Source organism: Phormidium sp. FACHB-592 (genome assembly GCF_014695795.1).
Lineage (GTDB): Bacteria > Cyanobacteriota > Cyanobacteriia > Leptolyngbyales > Leptolyngbyaceae > Stenomitos.
In genome coordinates, this window is record NZ_JACJOZ010000023.1 from 133733 (window position 1) to 152548 (window position 18816).

22 protein-coding genes and 1 riboswitch are annotated in these 18816 nt (G+C 50.1%); of the genes, 13 read left to right on the top strand and 9 right to left on the bottom strand.

Annotated elements, in window-relative coordinates:
- The first annotated feature begins 191 nt into the window (after window positions 1-191).
- A complete protein-coding gene (locus H6F86_RS05160; protein WP_190447031.1) occupies window positions 192-617 on the top strand; it encodes a response regulator in 426 nt (141 codons plus the stop codon).
- 53 nt (window positions 618-670) lie between these two features.
- Here H6F86_RS05160 and H6F86_RS05165 read toward each other — a convergent pair whose 3' ends face one another.
- Both H6F86_RS05165 and H6F86_RS05170 read right to left on the bottom strand, forming a co-directional pair.
- Window positions 671-1045 (bottom strand): Lin0512 family protein, encoded by a 375-nt coding sequence (locus tag H6F86_RS05165; RefSeq protein WP_190447032.1) that lies wholly within the window; start codon window positions 1043-1045, stop codon window positions 671-673.
- Between the two features lie 263 nt (window positions 1046-1308).
- The gene (locus H6F86_RS05170) at window positions 1309-2334 is read right to left on the bottom strand and encodes an alpha/beta fold hydrolase (protein ID WP_190447033.1); all 1026 of its coding nucleotides are present in this window, start codon (window positions 2332-2334) and stop codon (window positions 1309-1311) included.
- A 285-nt stretch (window positions 2335-2619) separates the two neighbouring features.
- Window positions 2620-2740: riboswitch (Glutamine riboswitch) on the top strand.
- A gap of 26 nt (window positions 2741-2766) precedes the next feature.
- On the opposite strand from H6F86_RS05170, the gene H6F86_RS05175 reads away from it, so the two are divergent.
- From H6F86_RS05175 to H6F86_RS05185, 3 genes are all read left to right on the top strand, one after another.
- On the top strand, window positions 2767-3192 hold the full coding sequence (locus H6F86_RS05175; RefSeq protein ID WP_190447034.1) for a DUF4278 domain-containing protein: 426 nt from the start codon (window positions 2767-2769) through the stop codon (window positions 3190-3192).
- 647 nt (window positions 3193-3839) lie between these two features.
- A complete protein-coding gene (locus H6F86_RS05180) occupies window positions 3840-4100 on the top strand; it encodes a hypothetical protein (RefSeq protein ID WP_190447035.1) in 261 nt (86 codons plus the stop codon).
- A 101-nt stretch (window positions 4101-4201) separates the two neighbouring features.
- Window positions 4202-4624, top strand: coding sequence for a DoxX family protein (locus tag H6F86_RS05185; protein WP_190447036.1), 423 nt, complete (start codon window positions 4202-4204; stop codon window positions 4622-4624).
- A 65-nt stretch (window positions 4625-4689) separates the two neighbouring features.
- Here H6F86_RS05185 and H6F86_RS05190 read toward each other — a convergent pair whose 3' ends face one another.
- Window positions 4690-5196: a hypothetical protein gene (locus H6F86_RS05190; RefSeq protein ID WP_190447037.1), complete on the bottom strand. Its 507-nt coding sequence runs from the start codon at window positions 5194-5196 to the stop codon at window positions 4690-4692.
- 295 nt (window positions 5197-5491) lie between these two features.
- The gene (gene ybaK, locus H6F86_RS05195) at window positions 5492-5968 is read right to left on the bottom strand and encodes a Cys-tRNA(Pro) deacylase (RefSeq protein ID WP_190447038.1); all 477 of its coding nucleotides are present in this window, start codon (window positions 5966-5968) and stop codon (window positions 5492-5494) included.
- Window positions 5969-6044: 76 nt separating this feature from the next.
- On the opposite strand from ybaK, the gene H6F86_RS05200 reads away from it, so the two are divergent.
- From H6F86_RS05200 to H6F86_RS05235, 9 genes are all read left to right on the top strand, one after another.
- Window positions 6045-6968 carry a phosphodiester glycosidase family protein gene (locus H6F86_RS05200; protein ID WP_347240087.1) on the top strand — a complete coding sequence of 308 codons (924 nt, stop codon included), beginning with the start codon at window positions 6045-6047 and terminating at the stop codon, window positions 6966-6968.
- A gap of 151 nt (window positions 6969-7119) precedes the next feature.
- Complete coding sequence (locus H6F86_RS32720; protein ID WP_277881641.1) at window positions 7120-7242, top strand: hypothetical protein; 123 nt, start codon at window positions 7120-7122, stop codon at window positions 7240-7242.
- Window positions 7243-7274: 32 nt separating this feature from the next.
- Entirely contained in the window at window positions 7275-7727 is a 453-nt protein-coding gene (locus H6F86_RS05205; RefSeq protein ID WP_206756006.1) for a hypothetical protein, read from the top strand.
- An 11-nt stretch (window positions 7728-7738) separates the two neighbouring features.
- Window positions 7739-8200, top strand: a complete 462-nt coding sequence (locus H6F86_RS05210; RefSeq protein ID WP_190447039.1) for a hypothetical protein — start codon at window positions 7739-7741, stop codon at window positions 8198-8200.
- A 112-nt stretch (window positions 8201-8312) separates the two neighbouring features.
- Complete coding sequence (locus H6F86_RS05215; RefSeq protein WP_190447040.1) at window positions 8313-9350, top strand: hypothetical protein; 1038 nt, start codon at window positions 8313-8315, stop codon at window positions 9348-9350.
- Between the two features lie 203 nt (window positions 9351-9553).
- Complete coding sequence (locus H6F86_RS05220) at window positions 9554-10363, top strand: DUF4333 domain-containing protein (RefSeq protein WP_206756007.1); 810 nt, start codon at window positions 9554-9556, stop codon at window positions 10361-10363.
- A gap of 261 nt (window positions 10364-10624) precedes the next feature.
- Window positions 10625-11329: a MotA/TolQ/ExbB proton channel family protein gene (locus tag H6F86_RS05225; protein WP_199305074.1), complete on the top strand. Its 705-nt coding sequence runs from the start codon at window positions 10625-10627 to the stop codon at window positions 11327-11329.
- A gap of 93 nt (window positions 11330-11422) precedes the next feature.
- A complete protein-coding gene (locus H6F86_RS05230) occupies window positions 11423-11842 on the top strand; it encodes a biopolymer transporter ExbD (RefSeq protein ID WP_190447042.1) in 420 nt (139 codons plus the stop codon).
- A gap of 281 nt (window positions 11843-12123) precedes the next feature.
- Complete coding sequence (locus tag H6F86_RS05235) at window positions 12124-13233, top strand: nuclease A inhibitor family protein (RefSeq protein ID WP_190447043.1); 1110 nt, start codon at window positions 12124-12126, stop codon at window positions 13231-13233.
- A gap of 243 nt (window positions 13234-13476) precedes the next feature.
- Here the strand turns inward: H6F86_RS05235 and H6F86_RS05240 are convergent, their stop codons facing one another.
- The 5 genes from H6F86_RS05240 to H6F86_RS05260 all read right to left on the bottom strand — a co-directional run bounded on the left by H6F86_RS05240 (window position 13477) and on the right by H6F86_RS05260 (window position 18299).
- Window positions 13477-14319 carry a hypothetical protein gene (locus H6F86_RS05240; RefSeq protein ID WP_190447044.1) on the bottom strand — a complete coding sequence of 281 codons (843 nt, stop codon included), beginning with the start codon at window positions 14317-14319 and terminating at the stop codon, window positions 13477-13479.
- 150 nt (window positions 14320-14469) lie between these two features.
- A complete protein-coding gene (gene pstB, locus H6F86_RS05245) occupies window positions 14470-15270 on the bottom strand; it encodes a phosphate ABC transporter ATP-binding protein PstB (protein WP_190447045.1) in 801 nt (266 codons plus the stop codon).
- Window positions 15264-16232, bottom strand: coding sequence for a phosphate ABC transporter permease PstA (gene pstA, locus H6F86_RS05250; RefSeq protein ID WP_347240088.1), 969 nt, complete (start codon window positions 16230-16232; stop codon window positions 15264-15266). The genes pstB and pstA overlap by 7 nt, the downstream gene beginning before the upstream one ends.
- A gap of 1 nt (window position 16233) precedes the next feature.
- A complete protein-coding gene (gene pstC / locus H6F86_RS05255; protein ID WP_190447046.1) occupies window positions 16234-17166 on the bottom strand; it encodes a phosphate ABC transporter permease subunit PstC in 933 nt (310 codons plus the stop codon).
- A gap of 122 nt (window positions 17167-17288) precedes the next feature.
- A complete protein-coding gene (locus tag H6F86_RS05260) occupies window positions 17289-18299 on the bottom strand; it encodes a PstS family phosphate ABC transporter substrate-binding protein (RefSeq protein ID WP_190447047.1) in 1011 nt (336 codons plus the stop codon).
- Window positions 18300-18816 lie beyond the last annotated feature (517 nt).

Below are 18816 nucleotides of genomic sequence, written 5' to 3' on the forward strand. Positions count from 1 at the left end.
GGAGGGAACACCAAAAAGCTTAAATGAAAATCTCTTTCATGGCTGACGGCTGACGGTCAGACAAGGTGGACAGGGCGCTGGGCGTAAAGTATTTTATGCACCCTCTAGCTGTCGTCCCTAGCAAGGTAGGCTACAGAGAATGTCTTGAATGATGTACGGCTACTGACTATAGCCAAACAATGGGAAAAGCGATGTCTAGTTGGAACGTGCTTCTGGTTGATGATGATATCCTGCTGGCAAAAGGAACTGCCAAATTGATCCAGCGATTGGGGGGACATCAAGTCACCATTAGCGATGATCCAGCCGACATCGTTATGCGCTGTCAATCGCAGCCCGTTGATATTGTGCTGATGGATGTCAATTTACCCGGAGCCGAGTGGGAAGGGCAGGCTGTCAGCGGTGCTGACTTAGCGCACGTCCTGAAAAACCATCCCCTCACTGCCCATCTACCGATTATTTTAGTCACTGCCTACGCCATGATGGATGAGCGCCAGACCTTGCTGGAGCGATCGCAAGCCGATGCACTCTGCGCCAAACCCATTACCAATTACAAGTCATTGCTGGAACTGATTGATCGCCTTTGCACAGGCAGCGATCGCTTAAAGGATGAAGGCTAAAAGTTTGAGTTTTGCTTTGTTTCCCTGCTCTTCTACCTTCTGCCCTCTGCCTTTTACCGTTCCTCCGGCGTTTCAATCCAGACCGTTACTGAGGCGACAGCAACTAGCATTTCGTCGTTTTTGTCATTCAATGACGCGATCGCACGCCCCTGAACTACCATACCGCCTGGTTCTACCTTGAGCGTCTTACGTCCAAAGGGTAGCACTGCCAGCACCTCTGCTTCGCGCACCTGATCGGGATACGGCACTGCCACCTGCACGTCGACAATCATCTGGTCAGGATCGCTTAGCCCAGCTACTTCCCAGATACCAGGGAGAGCATTGTGAGCGATCGCATTTCGTACTGCACGAGCCGCCGCTACAGTTGGTTCCTGACCGTGCTGATCGACTCCCATCCCCATTTCAATCACAAAGCGTTTGCGCGACATAATTTATGCGTCAATAAAGCTTGCTTAACCATATAGCAAAAGGATAAAGGATGAGGAGAAGCCCTTGCTTAAAGGAAGTTTCAAGGTTGATGTCTGTCCTAACGCTCTCTTCAACTGCTATGAGCTAGTTCAGGCAAAAGGCGACAAGAGAGCAGAAGACTTACGCCAATCTCACTGTTGTTCTCAACCTGGCACTTGTAGAAGCGAACCACTAAATGCTCTAAATTTATCTCCTTTAGTCCTCATCCCTCATCCTTTAACCTTCATCCCTCATCCCTATGGGGTTTAAGTTCCTCAGGGGTTTGAGCAATAAGTTGAAGGGCCGTTAGTAGTGCAGAACGGTCTGACGGCAGGCGTTGACTTAGGTTAAGTTGAGCGGCGATCGCTTCCAGCGTTTCTCCTTGCTGTAGTCGATCGCTTAGAGTTGTAACTTCCTTCCAGGTCAGGTCGCTTTCGGCGTAGGCTTTAGCGATCGCGATGGGCAGATCGGCACGCTCATTACCTTCTGCCCTGGTCATCATATTGTGTCCAATCGCCAACGTGCGATCAAAGCAGTGATACCAGCATTGGGGCTGTAACTTGAGAGCAGACTGAAAGAGTGCCTGATGTTCCGCACTGTCAACGGCGCGATCGCTAGCACTTGATACCAGCAGCAAGGGTGCAGTGGGCTGTACTTTGGCGCGGTCGAGTACCTCCTGCCCCATCGCTAGAAAGGTACGCAGCGCGGGCATCTGAAAGCCTTTATAGCCAAAGCTAACAACTCCAGGTTCTGACTTCCATTCAAAGTAAACGTTCATGCGCTCCACAACCCAGTCTACAAAGGCATTTGTACCACTTAGATAAGGAGCAAACAGCAGACCACGATCGACCTGTTGGGGATGCTCTAGCGCTAGCCACGCGGCGAGGGTGCTGCCCCCTGATAAGCCGCCCAAAAGCACACGATCACCCAGCGATTGAGCCTTTTCTAGCCAATTTTGCCCAAAGTCTTGATAGAGCAGTGGGGTTATGGGTAACGGTGGTGGGTTGTCGTCGCTCCAGTCGCCTGCCTGTCCATGCCCTGGTAGCAGTGGAATCAGGACATTGTAGCCAGCTTGAAAAAACGCTTCACCGATCGGTACAAATTGCTCCGGCGATGCAGTAAACCCATGAAAGAAGACAATCACTTTTGCAGTCGGATGCTTATGGAGCAGAAAGCGAGAGCGACTAGTTTCGTCGCGCAAACCCAAGGCATCTTCTCGTCCTCTTGTCGCCTTAATCAATGCGGCGGCAGCATTGGCATAATCTGACATGGCACACGATCCTTCTACGACAAGCCGGTGCGCCCAGTAGCTTACCGCCAGTATCATCGTCTTTCCTATGTTAAGCAGCGTGGTTTTGTTGAGGAAACCTGCCAATGACAGATTAATTGGTAACCCTAATTATTTTTGAAAGCAGTTTTGAAACGTGGACTACAAGAAGCACAGCCGAAAACTACTGCTACAAGGCACAAAGCGAGCAAAGCAAAATTAAAAATGAAGTTTTGTAAACATTGACGACCCTTGCTCAAAACGGTATGATTAGATACAGAAAAGTAAATCGTTCATCTTGCGTTTTGCTCTGAAATCAGTTCTGCTCAATTAAACTTCATGGTTTGAGAACAGCCTTTCAGTAGCAGAAACCGGACGGAAGTAGGGAGTCATCCCGAAGGAACGCGCCTCTCGCAACACATCTAGGAGGCGAATATGAAACTCTCTTATCGCGGCGTTGATTACGACTTTAATCCATCTTCTTTGCAAGCTCGCGGAGCTAAGTATCGCTTAAACAACGTTGCCAAGGCTAGAACGTTAGGTGCCCTTCTTACCTATCGGGGTGCAGCTTACTCGATCGCGCCATCTACTCAAACTGAATCCGCTAGCCCTAGTGTGGCTCCGGGTACAATGCTGACCTATCGTGGTATTCGTTACACGGTGCAACCAGAGACAGTGCAACCAACGCTGCAAGCAGCACCCGCTCAGGCTGTAACTGCAATTAAAGTATTGGTACGCTCCCTTGAGGATCAGGCACGCGCATTGACGATGAACCATCATCGGGCAACAAAAAATCGGCAGCTAGCTATGCTGCTACGTTCTGCTGCTGATGTAGGTATGCCCGCTGCGGCTGCTAGTTAGTAGGAGAGCCTTTAAGAAACGTCTAATCTAGCGTTTCAGGCAGCCTACGCTCCTAGCTACTCTTCGCTAAACTGGCTAACGGTTGAAGAGTTCTAACCGTTGTTAACCTGGTTTCCGCTATAGTCTCAGAAAGCCGCTTCCGTGAGGGGGCGGTTTTGTTTTGCAGATGGTTAGCCGATCCTTGACGAAGGTAGACTTGCCATCAGTACAAACAGAGTTCGATCGATGTTTTGCAAGAGGTTTACGTTTGAAACTGTTGACGTATCTAGCGAGTAACGGCACTTTGAGTAATGGAATTTTGAGTAAGTAGCTGGGCGTAATTGTTTATAAGACGCATTTCAACTATGCGTTCGACTGAGCGCTCGCGCCGACTTCTCAATGCTCTTAGTCTTGTGTGTCGGCGGGTTGAGCGCAACCGAAACCCGGTCTCTAAATAGTGCTTAATTTAGCCCTTCTACTTGATGGCAGTTTGAAAGCATAGAGGCCTGGCTTCGACCCTTCCCTATGCAGTAAGATTTAAACGCTAATAAACCTGGCTTAAAGTAAAAAAGCGGCGATCGCGTAAGGAATGGATGGCAGTTTCGGTGATGTTCTCTTAAATATCACAGCCGATAAACGAAGTCGTTAGCCTTTATCCAGAAAGACAAATGGAACTGCATCAATTTGACGCCGAGCAAGTCAAGCGTGCCGCCAATCTGCTGCAAGCCTGTGGGATTGAACCAACCGCTGAAACAATGCAAGCGCTGGCTGAAACAGCGATCGCCCACTATCCCAACGATCCAGAGAGCCTGGAAAAAGCGGCGCGATCGATGGTGGAGTTTTTTGAGGGTTCGCCCGCTGTTGCTAAAGCGCCGGAACATCCCTGGATGCGGCTGAGGCTTTGGGCATTTTCTATGTTACGGCTTTGAATGTTGTAACCTTAAGGCGGTGAAGGCACAAACGCTTCAAGTCGGCGTTTGGTAGATCGATAGCGATCATTAACTGTCATTTTAGTTGAAACTAGCTCCTTATGTCTTCAACTCCAAGCCACTCTTACAGACGCACAGGCAACATTCTTAAAGAGATTCTCCGTGTTGTGCTGGCTCTTTTTATCATTACCGCAGGAGTGCTTCATTTTGTGACACCCGCGCCATTTGTCAAAATCGTACCGCCACAACTGCCCTATCCGTTAGAGTTAGTCTACATCAGTGGTTTCTTTGAGATTTTGGGCGGCATTGGCTTGTTGATACCACTTGTTAGCGTGGCAGCAGCCTGGGGTTTGATAGCACTATTTATCGCCGTGTTTCCTGCCAATATCAACATGGCAGTGAACAATATTAAGCTAGAGGGCATTCCCCATAGTCCAGTGCTGTATTGGGCAAGGCTACCGTTGCAAGCAGTTTTGATTGCCTGGGCTTGGTGGTACACCCGGAAGCCAAGAGTAGAAGAGTGAAGGGGCGGAGGAGTGAAAAGTGGAAGGTAGAAGAGTGAAAGGGGTAATGCAGCGACAAGAGCGAGTTATTTCTTGGCAGGCTCCATAGGCATCTTCTTAATTAGCGATCGCTGTATTGCCCACAGGCTTCCGGCGCTAACGGCACCACTGAGCAAGCTCATGCCAAGCTGATGGCGCTCTTCGAGTAAGCACAGCACACCAACGACTCCTAACAATGCGGTTAGAGCTTTAGCAACTACAAGCATTCGCTGCACGGTACTGGTTGCATCCATCACCTGTTCAAGCAGATTGTCATCGTCTCCCAGATGCGCGGGTGTGGCGATCGCGTGTTCCAGCGAACGGTACTTCACTAAGTCAACCTGGTAGTAGGTGCCCAGCTCATCATCGCGCAGGCTGGCGACGGAGTGTAGCCCAAAGCGTTTGGCATGGGCGATCGCGGCACCAATCTGCTTTTTTGTCGCCATTGGACGCAGTGCTTCAAAAACCGATTCGCGGTACACGCCGATCGTTGCCATCTCAAGAATTTGCTGGCTTAACTCTGGCACTGATAATCGTCGGGTGATGACACTCATGGCTGCTTTTAGAGTGGTTTGTAGTTTGTTGACAATGAGTGAAGAAGTGAAAAGGTGGGAGGGTGAAGGGGTGGAGTGTGACTTACGTTAAGAAGAAGTGGCTGTAAGGCAAAAAATTGGGAGCCAATGTAGAGGAAGGCACCTTAAGCAAGCATAAGTGTTTTGACTCTAGTAATTATGTATTGTTTTGGGCGAATCTGAAAGGGTGAACTCTATTCTGGTTTGGCGATGGCTTGAAGTCGTCTCAGAACTTAGGTCTTCACATCTTAAGAAAGGCAAAATCAAGGCAAATGAGTCATGCTTTGTCCTGCGAGATTGCGCCGACAGTGCCTTTAACAGCCCGCAGATAGTCAGCCGGAGCCAACAAAATTTGCAGTCCTCGCAGACCCGCAGAAATCGAGATGATATCGAACACTTCAATCAACTCGTCGATATAAACGGGATAATCTTTTTTGCAGGCGAGGGCAGTCACACCACCACGAATGTAGCCTGTGAGAGGCTGGACTTCTTTTAGAGGGACGGTTTCGACATTGCGATCGCCCGCCAACTTTGCCAATGCCTTGAGGTCAAGCTGTGTGTTGCCAGGGATAACGGCAAGGCAAATACCCGTTTTTGCACCGCGCGCTACCAGCGTTTTAAAGACCTGCTCGGGCGGCATCCCTAGCTTGTGAGCGACACTCTCAGCAGCTAGATCGTCAGGATCAACGGTATACTCACGCAATTCGTAGGCAATACCCAGCGTATCCAAGAGGCGTACTGCATTAGTTTTCATGACAGGTGACCAAAAGCAAACATGGGGTTTTAAGATTGTGTCCTGAATCTGCGCGTTGACGCTACGAGGAACTGACGTGAAACCTATCTGGTTAATGAGTCTTGCTGGCATCGGTTTGGGACTGATGTGGTTTGCGATCGCCCATTCTTCACGTTCCTCTTCACCGTCACAGCCTTCCCCAATCAATAGTGCGCCTACGCCCACGCCTGCGGCAGCCTCATTAGCACGCCTTGAATACAAGTCTTACGCGCTACCGGACAGCACCGTTCATACGCTCACAATTCCATTACATAGTCGTTATGAGGTGACACCAGCTCTCTCAGATACAGTGGAAACGCCTGCTGCGATCGCCCGTCGCGAGGGCGCGATCGCAGCGCTTAATGGTGGCTTTTTTGATCCAGAAAACCAAAAATCAACCGCCTACATTGTGTTGAACGGTCAGCAAGTTGCCGATCCGACGCAGAACGAACGCTTGATGAGCAATCCTGACCTGGTCCCATATTTGGACAAAATTCTCAATCGTAGTGAGTTTCGACAGTATCAATGTGGCGATCGTCGCCAGTATGCCATCGCTCTACATCGTGCTGCCCCCCCAACCGGCTGTGAGTTAATCAACGCCTTGGGTGGCGGGTCACGTCTGCTGCCAGCAATCACAGCGCAGGAAGAGGGCTTTGTTGCTTATGCAAACGGCACCATCAGCCGCGATGCCTTGGGAAGCCGCCAACCCAACGCTAGAACCGCGATCGGCATTACACGCGATCACAGCATCCTTTGGGTTATGGTGGCGCAAAAACCAAAGGATGCGGCAAGCGGCATGACGTTGCAGGCACTTGCCGACTTTATGAAAACGCTGGGCGTAGAACAAGCCATGAACCTAGATGGCGGCAGCTCATCATCGCTCTACTACGATGGCAAAAGCGCCTACGGCAAGGTAGACCAAGCAGGCAAGCCACTAATCAGACCTGTCAAATCAGTCTTATTGGTAAAAATGAAGCCATAGAAACTCTACGTTCGATGCCTGACCACTTAAAGACATCACGCATCGGATGCTCTTGTAACTACTGTATGAAGTTTTGGTTGTGTTCTTGCCAAAATCATTTATAGTACTATTGTACTAAACATGAAATACGTCTTGAGAAGGAAGTCGCGGTTTGAGTGCGGTTACAAGCAAGGAAAGTTTTGTTCTCAGTGTTGATGGTCGCGATGAGCGATCGTTGTCAGCCTCTCACCATCCTTCTGCTTACGGCTACCTTCTAGGCAGCATCTTTGTCTGAAAACATAGATCCAGGCAACAGCACGTCTTTAGATGGACTGGGCACACTGCCTGCTCGATCGTACTCACGACTCATCACTTTCGGGGAATGAAACGATGCATCGTCGCAAATCTCATACTAATAGCGTGAAATATATGCTGGCTGGTGGGTCTGTCGTTGCAGCCTTTGGCTTATTAGCAGACCCACGCGCCCTGTTGCCCACGCCTGCACCAACGCAAGCCGTCTGTCAGGAAATTGTACAACCGAAGGCAATTCTGTCGCGAGACCAACTCTCCCAGTTGCTGGCAGTGCCGGAGCGTTCTCACAAAACGCAGGTGAGCCGAATCGTCAAAGAGCCTTACTGCAAGCTGCCATCGCTCAACGTGCGGGCAGGTGTTTCGTCGCGTCGCGAAGCCTACCCGCTGGCATTTGATTCACAGGCATGGCTGGTTGTGCTTTATGAAGGTGACGAATATGCCGGTTATGACTTTAGTTTCCGTCGTTAGCCCGTACCAGCATGTCTAGCAAAGCAGTTTGTCTGAGAGCGATCGCAACGGTTGTCAGTCTTGTCCTACTTTCTAGCTGCACCCGTCCGCCTAACAATGAGGCAACGCTTGACATTAAGCTCTACCAAACATGGCAACTGCAACCAGGCGACACCATTAGCGATCGTCGTGTTCTCGGTGGTCTGGGCGATATTTCTATTGCTCTGGATGGCAACGATGTCTATGCACCCTTTGACGGGCGCACCCAACTTAATAAACACCGCTGCCTCATGTTCTCCAGCCCTGATGTACCTGCTTACCTGTTTCGCTTCTGTGGTTTGAACGATCCGCAGCCCCGCACGCTTAAGCAAGGTGACACGATCGGCAACGGCGATCTGCTTCAGTTTGCAGCCTTACGCAAACAGCCCAACGGCACCTGGGCGATTGTTGAACCCGCCAAAGCCATCCTAGAAAGCACCCTAAAAAAAACATAGAGAGGCTTGCCCGCAGATTTAGCCCTTCTACCTTGTGCCCTCTGCCCCCTGCCTTTTTCCCTTTGCCTTTTTCCTTCTGCCCTCTGCCTTCTGCTCTCCACCAAAGTCGTCCATGAAATCCCCTGCTCTGATTGCCCTCAGCCTGGTTGCTTTTTTCTCAGGCGCGTCTGCTGCTCGTGCTGATGCGCTAGCTGCTCCGACTGATAACGGTGGCGCGATCGACTTATCCTTGGGCACATCCACTCCTGCCACCTTAGCGAATGCAACATCTCCAGCCGAGCAGCAAGTCGAGAAACAAGTCACGCCTACCGAACCCACGACTCCAAGCAATCCCACTCCAAGCCGATCGCCTGCTCTCAGCTTTGACCCGCCTGTTGTGGCTGAGGCTGCTACTGCGCCAGCACCTTCTCCACCGCCTGTTGCTGCCCCAGTGGCATCAACCAGCACTCAGGCAGACCTATTTACTGGTGGTTCTGACTCCTTAGTTGCCCGTACTGTCGGACACGCTGAAGGCACCCGCACACCCAACGGCAGCAAGACTCGTGCCTATTATGGGCATTCTGACCCTGGCAACGGGGTTTGGAACATGGGCAGCTTTTCGTATCAGCATGGAGCTGATTCGCCTGAAGAAGCGGATGAGAAGCAGCTACGGCGCTTAGAGCGGCAAGCAGAGGTGATTCGACAAAAAGCAGACGCACATCGCTTGAACCTATCGCTAGAAGAAGAACTGAACGCGATCGACCTGGCAAATCAGGCTCCTCTGGCAGCCTTAGATACGCCTGGCTACATTGAGTGGCTGAAAAAAGCGCGCGATCGCGGGCTAACGGGATCAGAGGCTGTGTTGTGGGCACGTACACAGTCCTACTGGAACCCGCGACGCAACCGCTGGGAAGCGCCTGGGCTAGGCAATACAGAAGACAACATTAGCCATGACCAAAATCGGCGGCTCACTGCGATCGCACGGGCGCTCGATGTTTATCAACAGCAAACGGTGGCGCGTCGTAAAGAAGAAGAACCACAAATTAAAGTGGCAAACAAACCACCGCAAGAGGCGATCGCAGACCAGATCATCTTTCAAAACTTAGCAAAACCGCAGCCTTCTACCAACGATGAATTGGCAGCGACGACAGTGGCAGCAGAACCGCAATAGTTGCGTTGCTGTTAGTTTCTTTAAAGTGCATTGGTGGCGAAGCAAGGGACAATCACACGCCTCAAATAGCTTGGAGTACTGGAACCGATGTAGCATTATGTAACTCTTAACACGTCCTTTACCTGCGATCGCTACGTTATTGACGGGAGGGTTAACGCCCTGCTGAAGGTAGTTACGTCCAGTTGTAGAGGCTCACCTGGTAAATGTCTAGACCGACCATGCCTACGAAAGCAGACCAGTGCCACTCTAGGGCAATGCTGGCAGCACCGCCGTTATCAAACGTTCGTGTGCTCAACGTATTCGTTCTCCTCAGTGCTTGTGTGCTCGGTCTTGTTGGCTGCACCAAACCACTCGATCACCTCCAGATTGAGAATAATATTCGCGATAGCGTCATCCAGCAGGGCGGCGTTTCGCTGAAGACGGTGAGTTGCCCCAACGACGTGCAACCGGCTGCTAACCAAGCATTCACCTGCTTAGGCACACTTGACACAGGCGGCACCTTTGCCATCAATGTGCAGCAGAAAGATAGCCAGGGCACAGTGCAATGGGATATTCCTAGCGTGCGCGGTCTGGTCAATGTTGCCAAACTGGAGACGCTGCTGCAAGAAACCCTAACCAGCGAAATCAGAACGGCGCTCCGGGTTGAATGTGGTGACTCTTACCGTGCCGTTCGACCCGGTGAAACCTTTGATTGCAAGGTGCAATCAACTGCAAAACCGCTTGCTACAAAGTTAACAAAGGGCACGATCGCAAAAGCTGCCGCTGCGTCAAAGCCTAAAGCCGGAGCCACCAAAAGCGCAACACCAGAAAGGATTGTGGTAACAATGGATGCCGAGGGTACGATCAACTGGCAGGAAGTCTTGCCAACGACGCAAGTCGCTAAGGTTGCCAGTGTCATGGCTGATGCTGCTGCACCAGCAGGGTCAGCACCGATAAAACGTCAAGCACCTGTCGTTCTCAACAATGTTCCCAACCCTAAGCGACCTAGTGATAGCGAGGTTGTAGTAGAGTAAAACCGTAGTATTCTGCCGCTGAGAGAGGGTCTATTTAGAGTTAGATGTAATCTGCAAAAGTACAGATAAAATTATTCAAAGTAATTGCTTTGTTTGTGGCTCAGCTGAAGTACACAGCTTTAATTTTTTTACCGAACCTTAATCATTTTTTAGACCTGTTCTTAATCAGGTGATCGCAGGACTCAGGTACTCTAACGGTGATGCTTTGATCTGTTAGCATTTTTATCGTTACCCTTTTTTAAGCCATCAGACTTTTTTGCAATGTCAAATAGATTGTTTGATCTAGTCATGCAGGGTGGAATGGTCATGTACCCTCTTATGGGTCTGTCTGTAGCCACGCTTGCCTGTGGGTTGGACCGGGGGCTGTTTTGGTATCGGTTGTCTCGTCATGAACAACGAGTTGCACACGATGTGCTAGAGGCGGCTCATTATGACCTGGATCAGGCTATTGCGATCGCCGAGCGGGCTAATGACCAGCCGATCGCCCGCTTTCTTCTGGCGCCCCTGAAGCTGCGACACCCCACACCTGAAACGTTTCGCCTTGCCCTAGAGGCAGCGGGTGACAAAGAATTCGTCAAAATGCACAAAGGCAACAAGCTGCTGGAATCAACGGTTGGTCTAGCACCTCTTTTAGGACTTTTAGGCACAGTAACGGGCTTGATCCAGACATTTGGGAACCTGAATATTGGGGGCGGTGGCACGACGGCTAGTGCCACTAAAGCGGCGGCTGGTATCGGTGAAGCCCTTATCTCCACCGCAGCCGGTATGTTAATTGCGATTTTTGCGCTGGCGTTGTTCCGCCTTCTAGTGTCGTTTCAGGCACGTGAGGTCGATTACTTCTCGGAAGTCGGTACTGAACTGGAACTGATTTACCGTCAGGTGTGGTACGCACCCGCTCCGAACGGCAATGGGCAAGCATCATACCCAGTGGATCCGATCCCTGAAGAAGGCTACCCTGTCCGTTGAGCGCGAGCGATCGCAGCTAGCCCTTTAGACCATAACAAAGGCAATCAGCATCCGCAGTCCGTTCAGACCAAAGCGCATTCAGGCAGTTGATGTATGAAATTTAAATCGCAGCGCCAGGGTTCAGAGATGCTCGAAGTGAACCTGCTGCCTATGATGGACGTGCTGATGGCAGTGTTGACGTTCTTCATCGTTATCTCAATGACGCTAACGACTCAGCAATCGGTTGATGTGACGCTACCCACGGCTGACAAAGGTGCGAAAGAACTAAAACTACCCGATCCGCTGATTGTGGGTTTGACTAGGCAAGGTCAAATGACAGTCGGTAATAGCCCAGTAACCCAAGACCAATTGGCAACACAGATGGTGGAGTATCTAAACAAAAACCCCCAAGGCGCGATCGTGCTTAAAGCAGATAACCAACTCGCTTATCAAAAAGTGGTACAGGTTTTAGGCACCATGCAGGCGATCGGTGGTGAACGAGTCTCGCTGGCGATCGACCCACCCAGAAGTTAACACCTGAATCATTACTACTAACGCTAATTTGCTCAACGCATTGTTAGTTTGAAGTGCGATCGGGTGAATACGAAGGGGCGATCAATGAGAGTATGCTGCCCAAGCAGTTAACGCTTTTTTACAGTCAGTTTCTGCTTCTGTCTATCTACCCAATTTGGTGCGATATCCAGAAATCGTCGGTCTATCTGCCTATTTTGGACTTTTATGCAGAAATTTTCAGTCTAATAAGTTGTTATGTGGCTTAAGCGATTAATGAGGACTGTGTTTGGAGATTGTTTAAGATGCAAGATGACACAGCGCAACTTATAGCCTTGATTGATTCCAGTATTCAAGGCTTGCTGTTTAGGACAGAAGCAGATTACGCGCTAAAGCCCTTTGTTTGGGATGTGGGCATGCAGGGAGAGTTTAATATCAGTCGCTTGCTTCAAGCTACAGTCAACCTAGTTGCGGTCGAACCAAATGATTTTTTGAGTTGGAGAGAGTACTTAGAGGACTTTGAACGGTGGGAGGAGTTTTTAGAACAGAATCCAGAGTATCTAACCCACCAAGAAATGCACTATGGTGCTGATGTTGATATACCAATCTGGATGACTACGCCAATTGAGCAACGTCAAGACTCAGTACGTCAACGAGCCGAACAATATGAAGTTGCCCAAGCAAAAACAGCCATTATGGAGCAACGATATCAGACCTTGCTGGAAGTATTACAAGCTCACGCGACTAATCTGCAAGTTTACAGAGTGGTTAAATACGATGAAGGAGAATACAACGACCACTACAGCAACGATCGCCGCTCATCCAAATACGTTTTTGAGTCATTCAAAATTCTGGTTGCTAGAGTTAACGACGATTGCTGGATAGGAATTAGTCCCATCAGAAGTTATGTGGAATTTCCAACTCGCCCAACCCTTGAAAAGTTTTTAGCACAGCGCATCAAGCTAAATCAGGCTGAAACACAAGAACTCGGAGCAAAGCTGAAACCGATTCTAGACGGGATTACTTTTATTGGCAGGCAATGCTACGACGGTTTCGACGAGGAAAATCACTATGCTTGCGAATTTGCAGCAACCGAAGATGCAGTAATTGATCGGCTCCTCCACTTATCACACTTCCTCAATACTTGGGAATTTGAAGGAATGTCTTTGGGTGGTGAAGGACTAGAAGGCGTTTATGATTATGTGGAAGGAGATGAGGACGCTGAAGGACACTATGTTCTTGAATATCCTGAGGAGGAAGGGAAATTTGACTCGATCGATCAATTGTTGCGTTCACACCTCAAGAGCTTGCGGATTCACATTGTTGGAAGCATCTCTATCTTTGATATTTATGCGGTTGGTCAAGCACAAAATGGTGATTGGTTAGGTGTTTCAACAACTGCTGTGTGGACATAGAACTAAGTTGCTTGAGTGCTCGCCACATAACACTGCGCTGAACCGGAACTGAGCCTAGATTGTCTATTAGGTTACGAGAGTTACCACCGTCCGGTTAGCTTAAACGTTATGTGGTGGAAATCCATTCCTGAAATGAGGACGATCGCTCCCCTTCTAAGCCACTTTGACACCACCAATTTACACCATTGCTCTAACAGCGATCGTTGGTTTTGTAAGGCGAGATCGCAGTAAGAGCGGATTTCTCTAAACGGGTGATTTTTTCCAGACTACGACCAAAATGCCTGTCTTGCTCTTGTTCAGCACAAAGTTAAGGTAGCGCGTCACCGCATCTTTCTTCACCTCATAAACGGGTCCGTCGCCGTAGTCACCGACCTTCTCAAAGGTAAACCCATTGCCTGTATAGGCAGGCTCAATATCGTCTTTTAGCGCTGTCTCTAGATCATTGAGAGTGCCGAGATACTCGACTGCTGATACTCCTGGCTTTACCAAATCCTGATCGGGGTTAGTGAAAAAGGGCGCTGGATCTTTGAAGAGAATAGAGCCGATCGGCACGGACGTATCGCGTACAGGTAGATCCCTCTCAACGCTATCTGTATCAGTACGAGAGCGCGTAATAGTATCCAGTGGTCCTGCAAAGGCTGCTGCTTCAGGATCGCTGGAAGGAGTGTTATCAACCGGCGCAGCAGGGGGCACAGCGAGAGGCGTAGCCGATGAGTTAGAAGCTAGTGCAGCACTGGTTGAAGCTGGTGCAGCACTGGCTGAAGACGTTGCTGGCAATGGTGTTGGTGTTGCTTTAACTACAAGCCTTGGGGTTGACGACACATTACGCTTCACAACGGGCTTTGATGTCGCTACTCTCGGTTTTGGCGTTGGTTTAACCGCTACTTTTTGGTTAGAGAGACGGGAAATTTTGACGGGTTTTTCGGTCGGCTCCGGCAATTCTTTCTTCTCAGGGGAGAGCGGCACAAACAACAACAAGCCGTGGATGCCTAACGCCAAAGCCAACATTGGTCGAAACAGTGCCTTGAGTGCAGGCGGTGTATTTTTTGCCACCGAGGGCGTTGGCTTATCTATTAGGGTCGTCATGGCAGGAGCTTCTTGAAGAATGTGATGGGTTGGAGGGTGTGAAGAGCTATTAGCTTGATTGGTTTTGAAGGCGATCGATGGTAAAGCGACAACTTCTAACCACTGAGAGGGGCGTTCAAACGAGGGGCTCGAGTTAAACAGTTGTAACCGTTAGCCAAAGCGTCCTTGAACGTAGTCTTCTGTTTGCTTGTGCTGTGGCTGGTTAAAGAGCGTCTGAGTCTGGTTAAACTCCACCATTTCGCCCAGATACATAAACGCGGTGTAGTCTGAGAGGCGGGCTGCCTGCTGCATACTGTGGGTAACGATGAGAATTGTGACTTGCTCTTTGAGTGATGCCATCAGATCTTCGATATTTTTGGTGGCGATCGGGTCTAGGGCAGAAGTTGGCTCATCAAACAAAATAAGTTCGGGATCGGTCGCCAGAGCACGGGCAATGCAGAGGCGCTGCTGTTGACCGCCAGAAAGGTTGTATGCCAGTTCGTTGAGGCGATCTTTCACTTCATCCCAGAGGGCAGCACTGCGAAGGGCGTGCTCTACTTTGGCATCCACAACGCTTCGTTTGGCTTCCCCCCGCACCCGCAACCCGTAGGCAACATTTTCGTAAATCGACTTAGGAAAGGGATTGGGACGCTGAAAGACCATGCTGATCCGCATACGGACTTCGATCGGATCAATGTTTCGTCCCAAGATATTCACCGCCCCATCCAGCAAAATCTCGCCTTCGTAGCGGTTGCCGGGATACAGGTCGTGGAGACGATTGAAGCAGCGTAGTAGCGTCGTCTTACCGCAGCCCGACGGTCCAATAAGTGCCGTTACCTGATGCTCTGGCACAGGCAGGTTAACGCTTTTCAGTACCTTTGTCGTACCGTAGTAAAAACTGAGATCTTTCACCGCAGCTTTTGCTTTTAGCCCGATGGCATGAGTTGTTTGAGTTGATTGGTCGTTTACCATTTGATGCCTTTGCGGAAACGATAGCGGAGATAAATTGCCAACCCATTCATTGCCAGAGTCATGGCGATGAGCACAACCCCTGCGGCAGCAGCATTAGTCTGAAACTCAGGCTGGGGGCGCGACACCCAGTTAAACATCTGAATGGGCATGACGGTGAACGGAGCCTTGAGCCACTCAAACGAAAGGTAGGGAAAGGTGCCTTTGAGGGGTGGTTCGGGCAAAAACGCGATAAAGGTGAGCGCCCCGATCGTCACAAGCGGAGCCGTTTCACCGATCGCCCGTGATAAGCCAATAATCACACCCGTCATAATGCTGCCTGCCGAGTACGGCAAAATGTGATCCCAGATCATCCGCCACTTGCTGGCTCCCAGAGCGTATGCTGCCTCACGCAAGCTTCGAGGAATGGCGCGTAGGGCTTCGCGGGTGGTAACAATGACGATCGGCAAGACCAGCAATGCCAACGTTAAACCTGCCGTAAGGACACTTTCGCCCAGCTTAAAGTAGTAGTTAAACAGACCCAGCGCTAGAAGCCCGTAGACGATCGACGGCACGCCTGCCAGATTCGTCACGTTGATTTCAATCAGATCTGCCAACCAGCCTTTGCGGGCGTACTCTTCCAGATAAATGCCAGCTGCTACACCCACAGGCACAGCCGCTGCCGCTGTAACCAGCATGACGAGGCACGTTCCTACCCATGCCGCCAGAATGCCTGCTTCTTCGGGTGTGCTGCTGGGAAAGGAGGAAAAGAACTGTTGGGTAAGGCGCGGATACCCCTGTACAGCTAGCTGCGTGATGAGCGTGAGCAAGGTTAGCAGGGCGATCAAGAGAACCAGTAAGCCAACGATCGCAAACAAACCATCAAAGACTTTACGGCGAGCAATGCCAGCACGAACAGCCACCAAGTCTAGACTCGGCAACGTTGAATCCAACCGCTCTACTTTATGTAGCTCTGGACTTGACATCCTAGTAAGTCTCCCGGTAGCGCTTACTCAAAAAGTGTCCCACGATGTTAAACACCAGGGTCATGAGTACCAGCGTCAAACCCGCCGCAAAAATGGTCTGGTAGCCGACGCTGCCGTGGGGCACATCACCTAAACTCACCTGCACAATGTAGGCAGTAATGGTTGCTGCCGATTCGAGTGGATTCCAGGTAATGATGGGTTGCAGCCCTGCCGCGATCGCCACAATCATAGTTTCACCAACAGCCCGCGAAATACCCAGGATGTAAGCGGCTGAAACGCCTGAGACCGCAGTGGGAAACACCACTTTCCAGGCTGTTTGAAACCGCGTTGCACCCATTGCGTAGGAGCCTTCTCGCAGTTCGACTGGCACTGCCCGCATGGCATCTTCGCTGATCGAACTAATCAGCGGAGTAATCATGATGCCCATGACTAAACCGGGACTGAGCATATTAAAACCAGGCAGGTCAGGCAGCACCATCTGCAACAGTGGTGTCACAAACAAGAGCGCAAAATAGCCATACACCACAGTCGGAATGCCCGCCAGCAGCTCTAGGATCGGCTTCACAACCTCGCGTAGTTTGGGCGCAGCAAATTCGCTTAAAAACACTGCCGCGATCGTCCCCGCTGGAATGGCAACTGTGAGTGCAACCGCAGAGGTCACTAACGTACCTGTAACCAACGGCAAAATGCCGTAGCGCGGTGGATCAAAGAGCGGTGCCCATTCTTGACTGGTCAAGAATTCGACGATCGACACCTCCTTGAACAGCGCTAACGACTCCGTAACCAAAATCACCATAATGGCGATCGTGGTTGCCACCGACGAAAAGGCAGCGAGAAAGAGAAGGCATTCGATCGCACGCTCCCGCAAATCACGGGTGATCTTCTTCTCCAGTGGCTTGGCGGTTTGAGATAGTGGCAAAGAGCGATCAGTCATAGGCTTTAACGTAAAAATCAGAAGCCAGCGGGATAAGGCTAGCTTCTGCATGAGTGTAGAGGATAGTCAAAAGCTAGGGGCGTAGCAGTGGTTACGCCCCTGGATAGAAGTCATCAATGCACCTATTTAGGCTGGCGGCTAAGGATATCGGCTACTTTAATGCCAACCTGGTCTTTGCCTCCGAAAACGCTGCCGACTTGGTTCTTTTGGAACCGCGTCATGGCTCTGGTGTAGTCAGTCGGCTTGAAGGGAATATACTTAACAGCGCTAACGCTGTTGCGAGCGTTCTTCATGTAGTATTCAACAAACGCCTTGACTTCAGGCTTTTTAGCCGCATCCGCATTGACGTAGATGAAGATTGGACGAGACAGGGGGGTATAGGTGCCGTTGTCAACATTGGCGATCGAAGGCTCAACCCCGTTGATTTTCACAGCTTTTAGACGGCTACGGTTTGCTTCGTAGTAGGCGAAGCCAAAATAACCGAGAGCATTCTTATCGCGAGAAACACCCTGCACCAGCACGTTGTCATCTTCACTACCTGTAAAGTCAGAGCGGCTTGCCTTGGACTTGCCGTTTACTGCTTCAGTAAAGTAGTCGAATGTACCCGAATCCGCGCCTGGACCATAGAGCTTCAACGGTGCATCCGGGAAGCTAGAGCGTACCTGATTCCATTTCTTGACCTTGCCTTGTGCATCGGGAGACCACATAGTCTTCAACTCGGCAGTAGTCAGATCAGTTGCCCAGGTGTTAGAGGGGTTAACAACAACCGTCAACGCATCATAAGCAACAGGTAACTCAATGTATTTGACCCCTGTCTTCGCGCATGCATCAACTTCTTTTTGCAAGATGGGACGCGAAGCATTGGAGATATCAGTCTCGCCAGCGCAGAACTTTTTGAAGCCACCACCCGTACCAGAAATACCGACAGTTACTTTAGCGCCACCTTGTTTTTGAAAGGCTTCGGCAACCTTTTCAGTAATTGGAAAAACAGTGCTAGAACCATCGACCTTAACTACGGCTGGACTTTGGGACTGAACGATCGGTGCTGAAAGACCAACGGTAGCGGCTACCAGAGCGATCGCACCCATAACTGTGAAGCGGTTGGGTTTGAACTTAACTGCCTTCGTCATCATATTGACTGCTCCATGTAGCTGAATTTCAGATGAAATTAGTATCAGCAATACAATACAATCTCAGGGTTAAGAGCCTAGAATAAAAGATTATGAACAGATTAAAAATGTCAGTGAATAAATCAGGAAGAGGTTAATCTTTGGTTAACCAATTTTTTGAAATCAATCGCACTTTTCATCCAGTATTGTCACCTTAAAATACTTAGTTCTTTCAGCAAGTTTCCAGCAGGTCAATCACCTTCTTATTGAGGGCGATAGTAAATGGATAGAGCATCAGGCGCAAATTTTAGAACGCTTGTTGCCGCGCAAACCGTCTAACAGTGATCGTCAGGAGCTAGCTGCTGCCCCTAAACCATTACTGGCTTGTAATATAGTGGTGCCAGAGATTAAAAGTAATGGCAAGATGGTCTAGCTCCAGACAATGGACAACGGACAATGGATGACAGACGGGTAGGGATGGTCGATCAAAGCGGGAACGCAAGCTGCAGCAGAGGACAAACGTTGAACAGTAGGCTTCTTT

Bases quoted from the DNA above. Each gene is read 5' to 3' on its own strand.
- H6F86_RS05160 (WP_190447031.1), top strand. From the start codon at position 192: ATGTCTAGTTGGAACGTGCTTCTGGTTGATGATGATATCCTGCTGGCA.
- H6F86_RS05165 (WP_190447032.1), bottom strand. From the start codon at position 1,045: ATGTCGCGCAAACGCTTTGTGATTGAAATGGGGATGGGAGTCGATCAG.
- H6F86_RS05170 (WP_190447033.1), bottom strand. From the start codon at position 2,334: ATGTCAGATTATGCCAATGCTGCCGCCGCATTGATTAAGGCGACAAGA.
- H6F86_RS05175 (WP_190447034.1), top strand. From the start codon at position 2,767: ATGAAACTCTCTTATCGCGGCGTTGATTACGACTTTAATCCATCTTCT.
- H6F86_RS05180 (WP_190447035.1), top strand. From the start codon at position 3,840: ATGGAACTGCATCAATTTGACGCCGAGCAAGTCAAGCGTGCCGCCAAT.
- H6F86_RS05185 (WP_190447036.1), top strand. From the start codon at position 4,202: ATGTCTTCAACTCCAAGCCACTCTTACAGACGCACAGGCAACATTCTT.
- H6F86_RS05190 (WP_190447037.1), bottom strand. From the start codon at position 5,196: ATGAGTGTCATCACCCGACGATTATCAGTGCCAGAGTTAAGCCAGCAA.
- ybaK (WP_190447038.1), bottom strand. From the start codon at position 5,968: ATGAAAACTAATGCAGTACGCCTCTTGGATACGCTGGGTATTGCCTAC.
- H6F86_RS05205 (WP_206756006.1), top strand. From the start codon at position 7,275: ATGGACTGGGCACACTGCCTGCTCGATCGTACTCACGACTCATCACTT.
- H6F86_RS05210 (WP_190447039.1), top strand. From the start codon at position 7,739: ATGTCTAGCAAAGCAGTTTGTCTGAGAGCGATCGCAACGGTTGTCAGT.
- H6F86_RS05215 (WP_190447040.1), top strand. From the start codon at position 8,313: ATGAAATCCCCTGCTCTGATTGCCCTCAGCCTGGTTGCTTTTTTCTCA.
- H6F86_RS05220 (WP_206756007.1), top strand. From the start codon at position 9,554: ATGTCTAGACCGACCATGCCTACGAAAGCAGACCAGTGCCACTCTAGG.
- H6F86_RS05225 (WP_199305074.1), top strand. From the start codon at position 10,625: ATGTCAAATAGATTGTTTGATCTAGTCATGCAGGGTGGAATGGTCATG.
- H6F86_RS05230 (WP_190447042.1), top strand. From the start codon at position 11,423: ATGAAATTTAAATCGCAGCGCCAGGGTTCAGAGATGCTCGAAGTGAAC.
- H6F86_RS05235 (WP_190447043.1), top strand. From the start codon at position 12,124: ATGCAAGATGACACAGCGCAACTTATAGCCTTGATTGATTCCAGTATT.
- H6F86_RS05240 (WP_190447044.1), bottom strand. From the start codon at position 14,319: ATGACGACCCTAATAGATAAGCCAACGCCCTCGGTGGCAAAAAATACA.
- pstB (WP_190447045.1), bottom strand. From the start codon at position 15,270: ATGGTAAACGACCAATCAACTCAAACAACTCATGCCATCGGGCTAAAA.
- pstA (WP_347240088.1), bottom strand. From the start codon at position 16,232: ATGTCAAGTCCAGAGCTACATAAAGTAGAGCGGTTGGATTCAACGTTG.
- pstC (WP_190447046.1), bottom strand. From the start codon at position 17,166: ATGACTGATCGCTCTTTGCCACTATCTCAAACCGCCAAGCCACTGGAG.
- H6F86_RS05260 (WP_190447047.1), bottom strand. From the start codon at position 18,299: ATGATGACGAAGGCAGTTAAGTTCAAACCCAACCGCTTCACAGTTATG.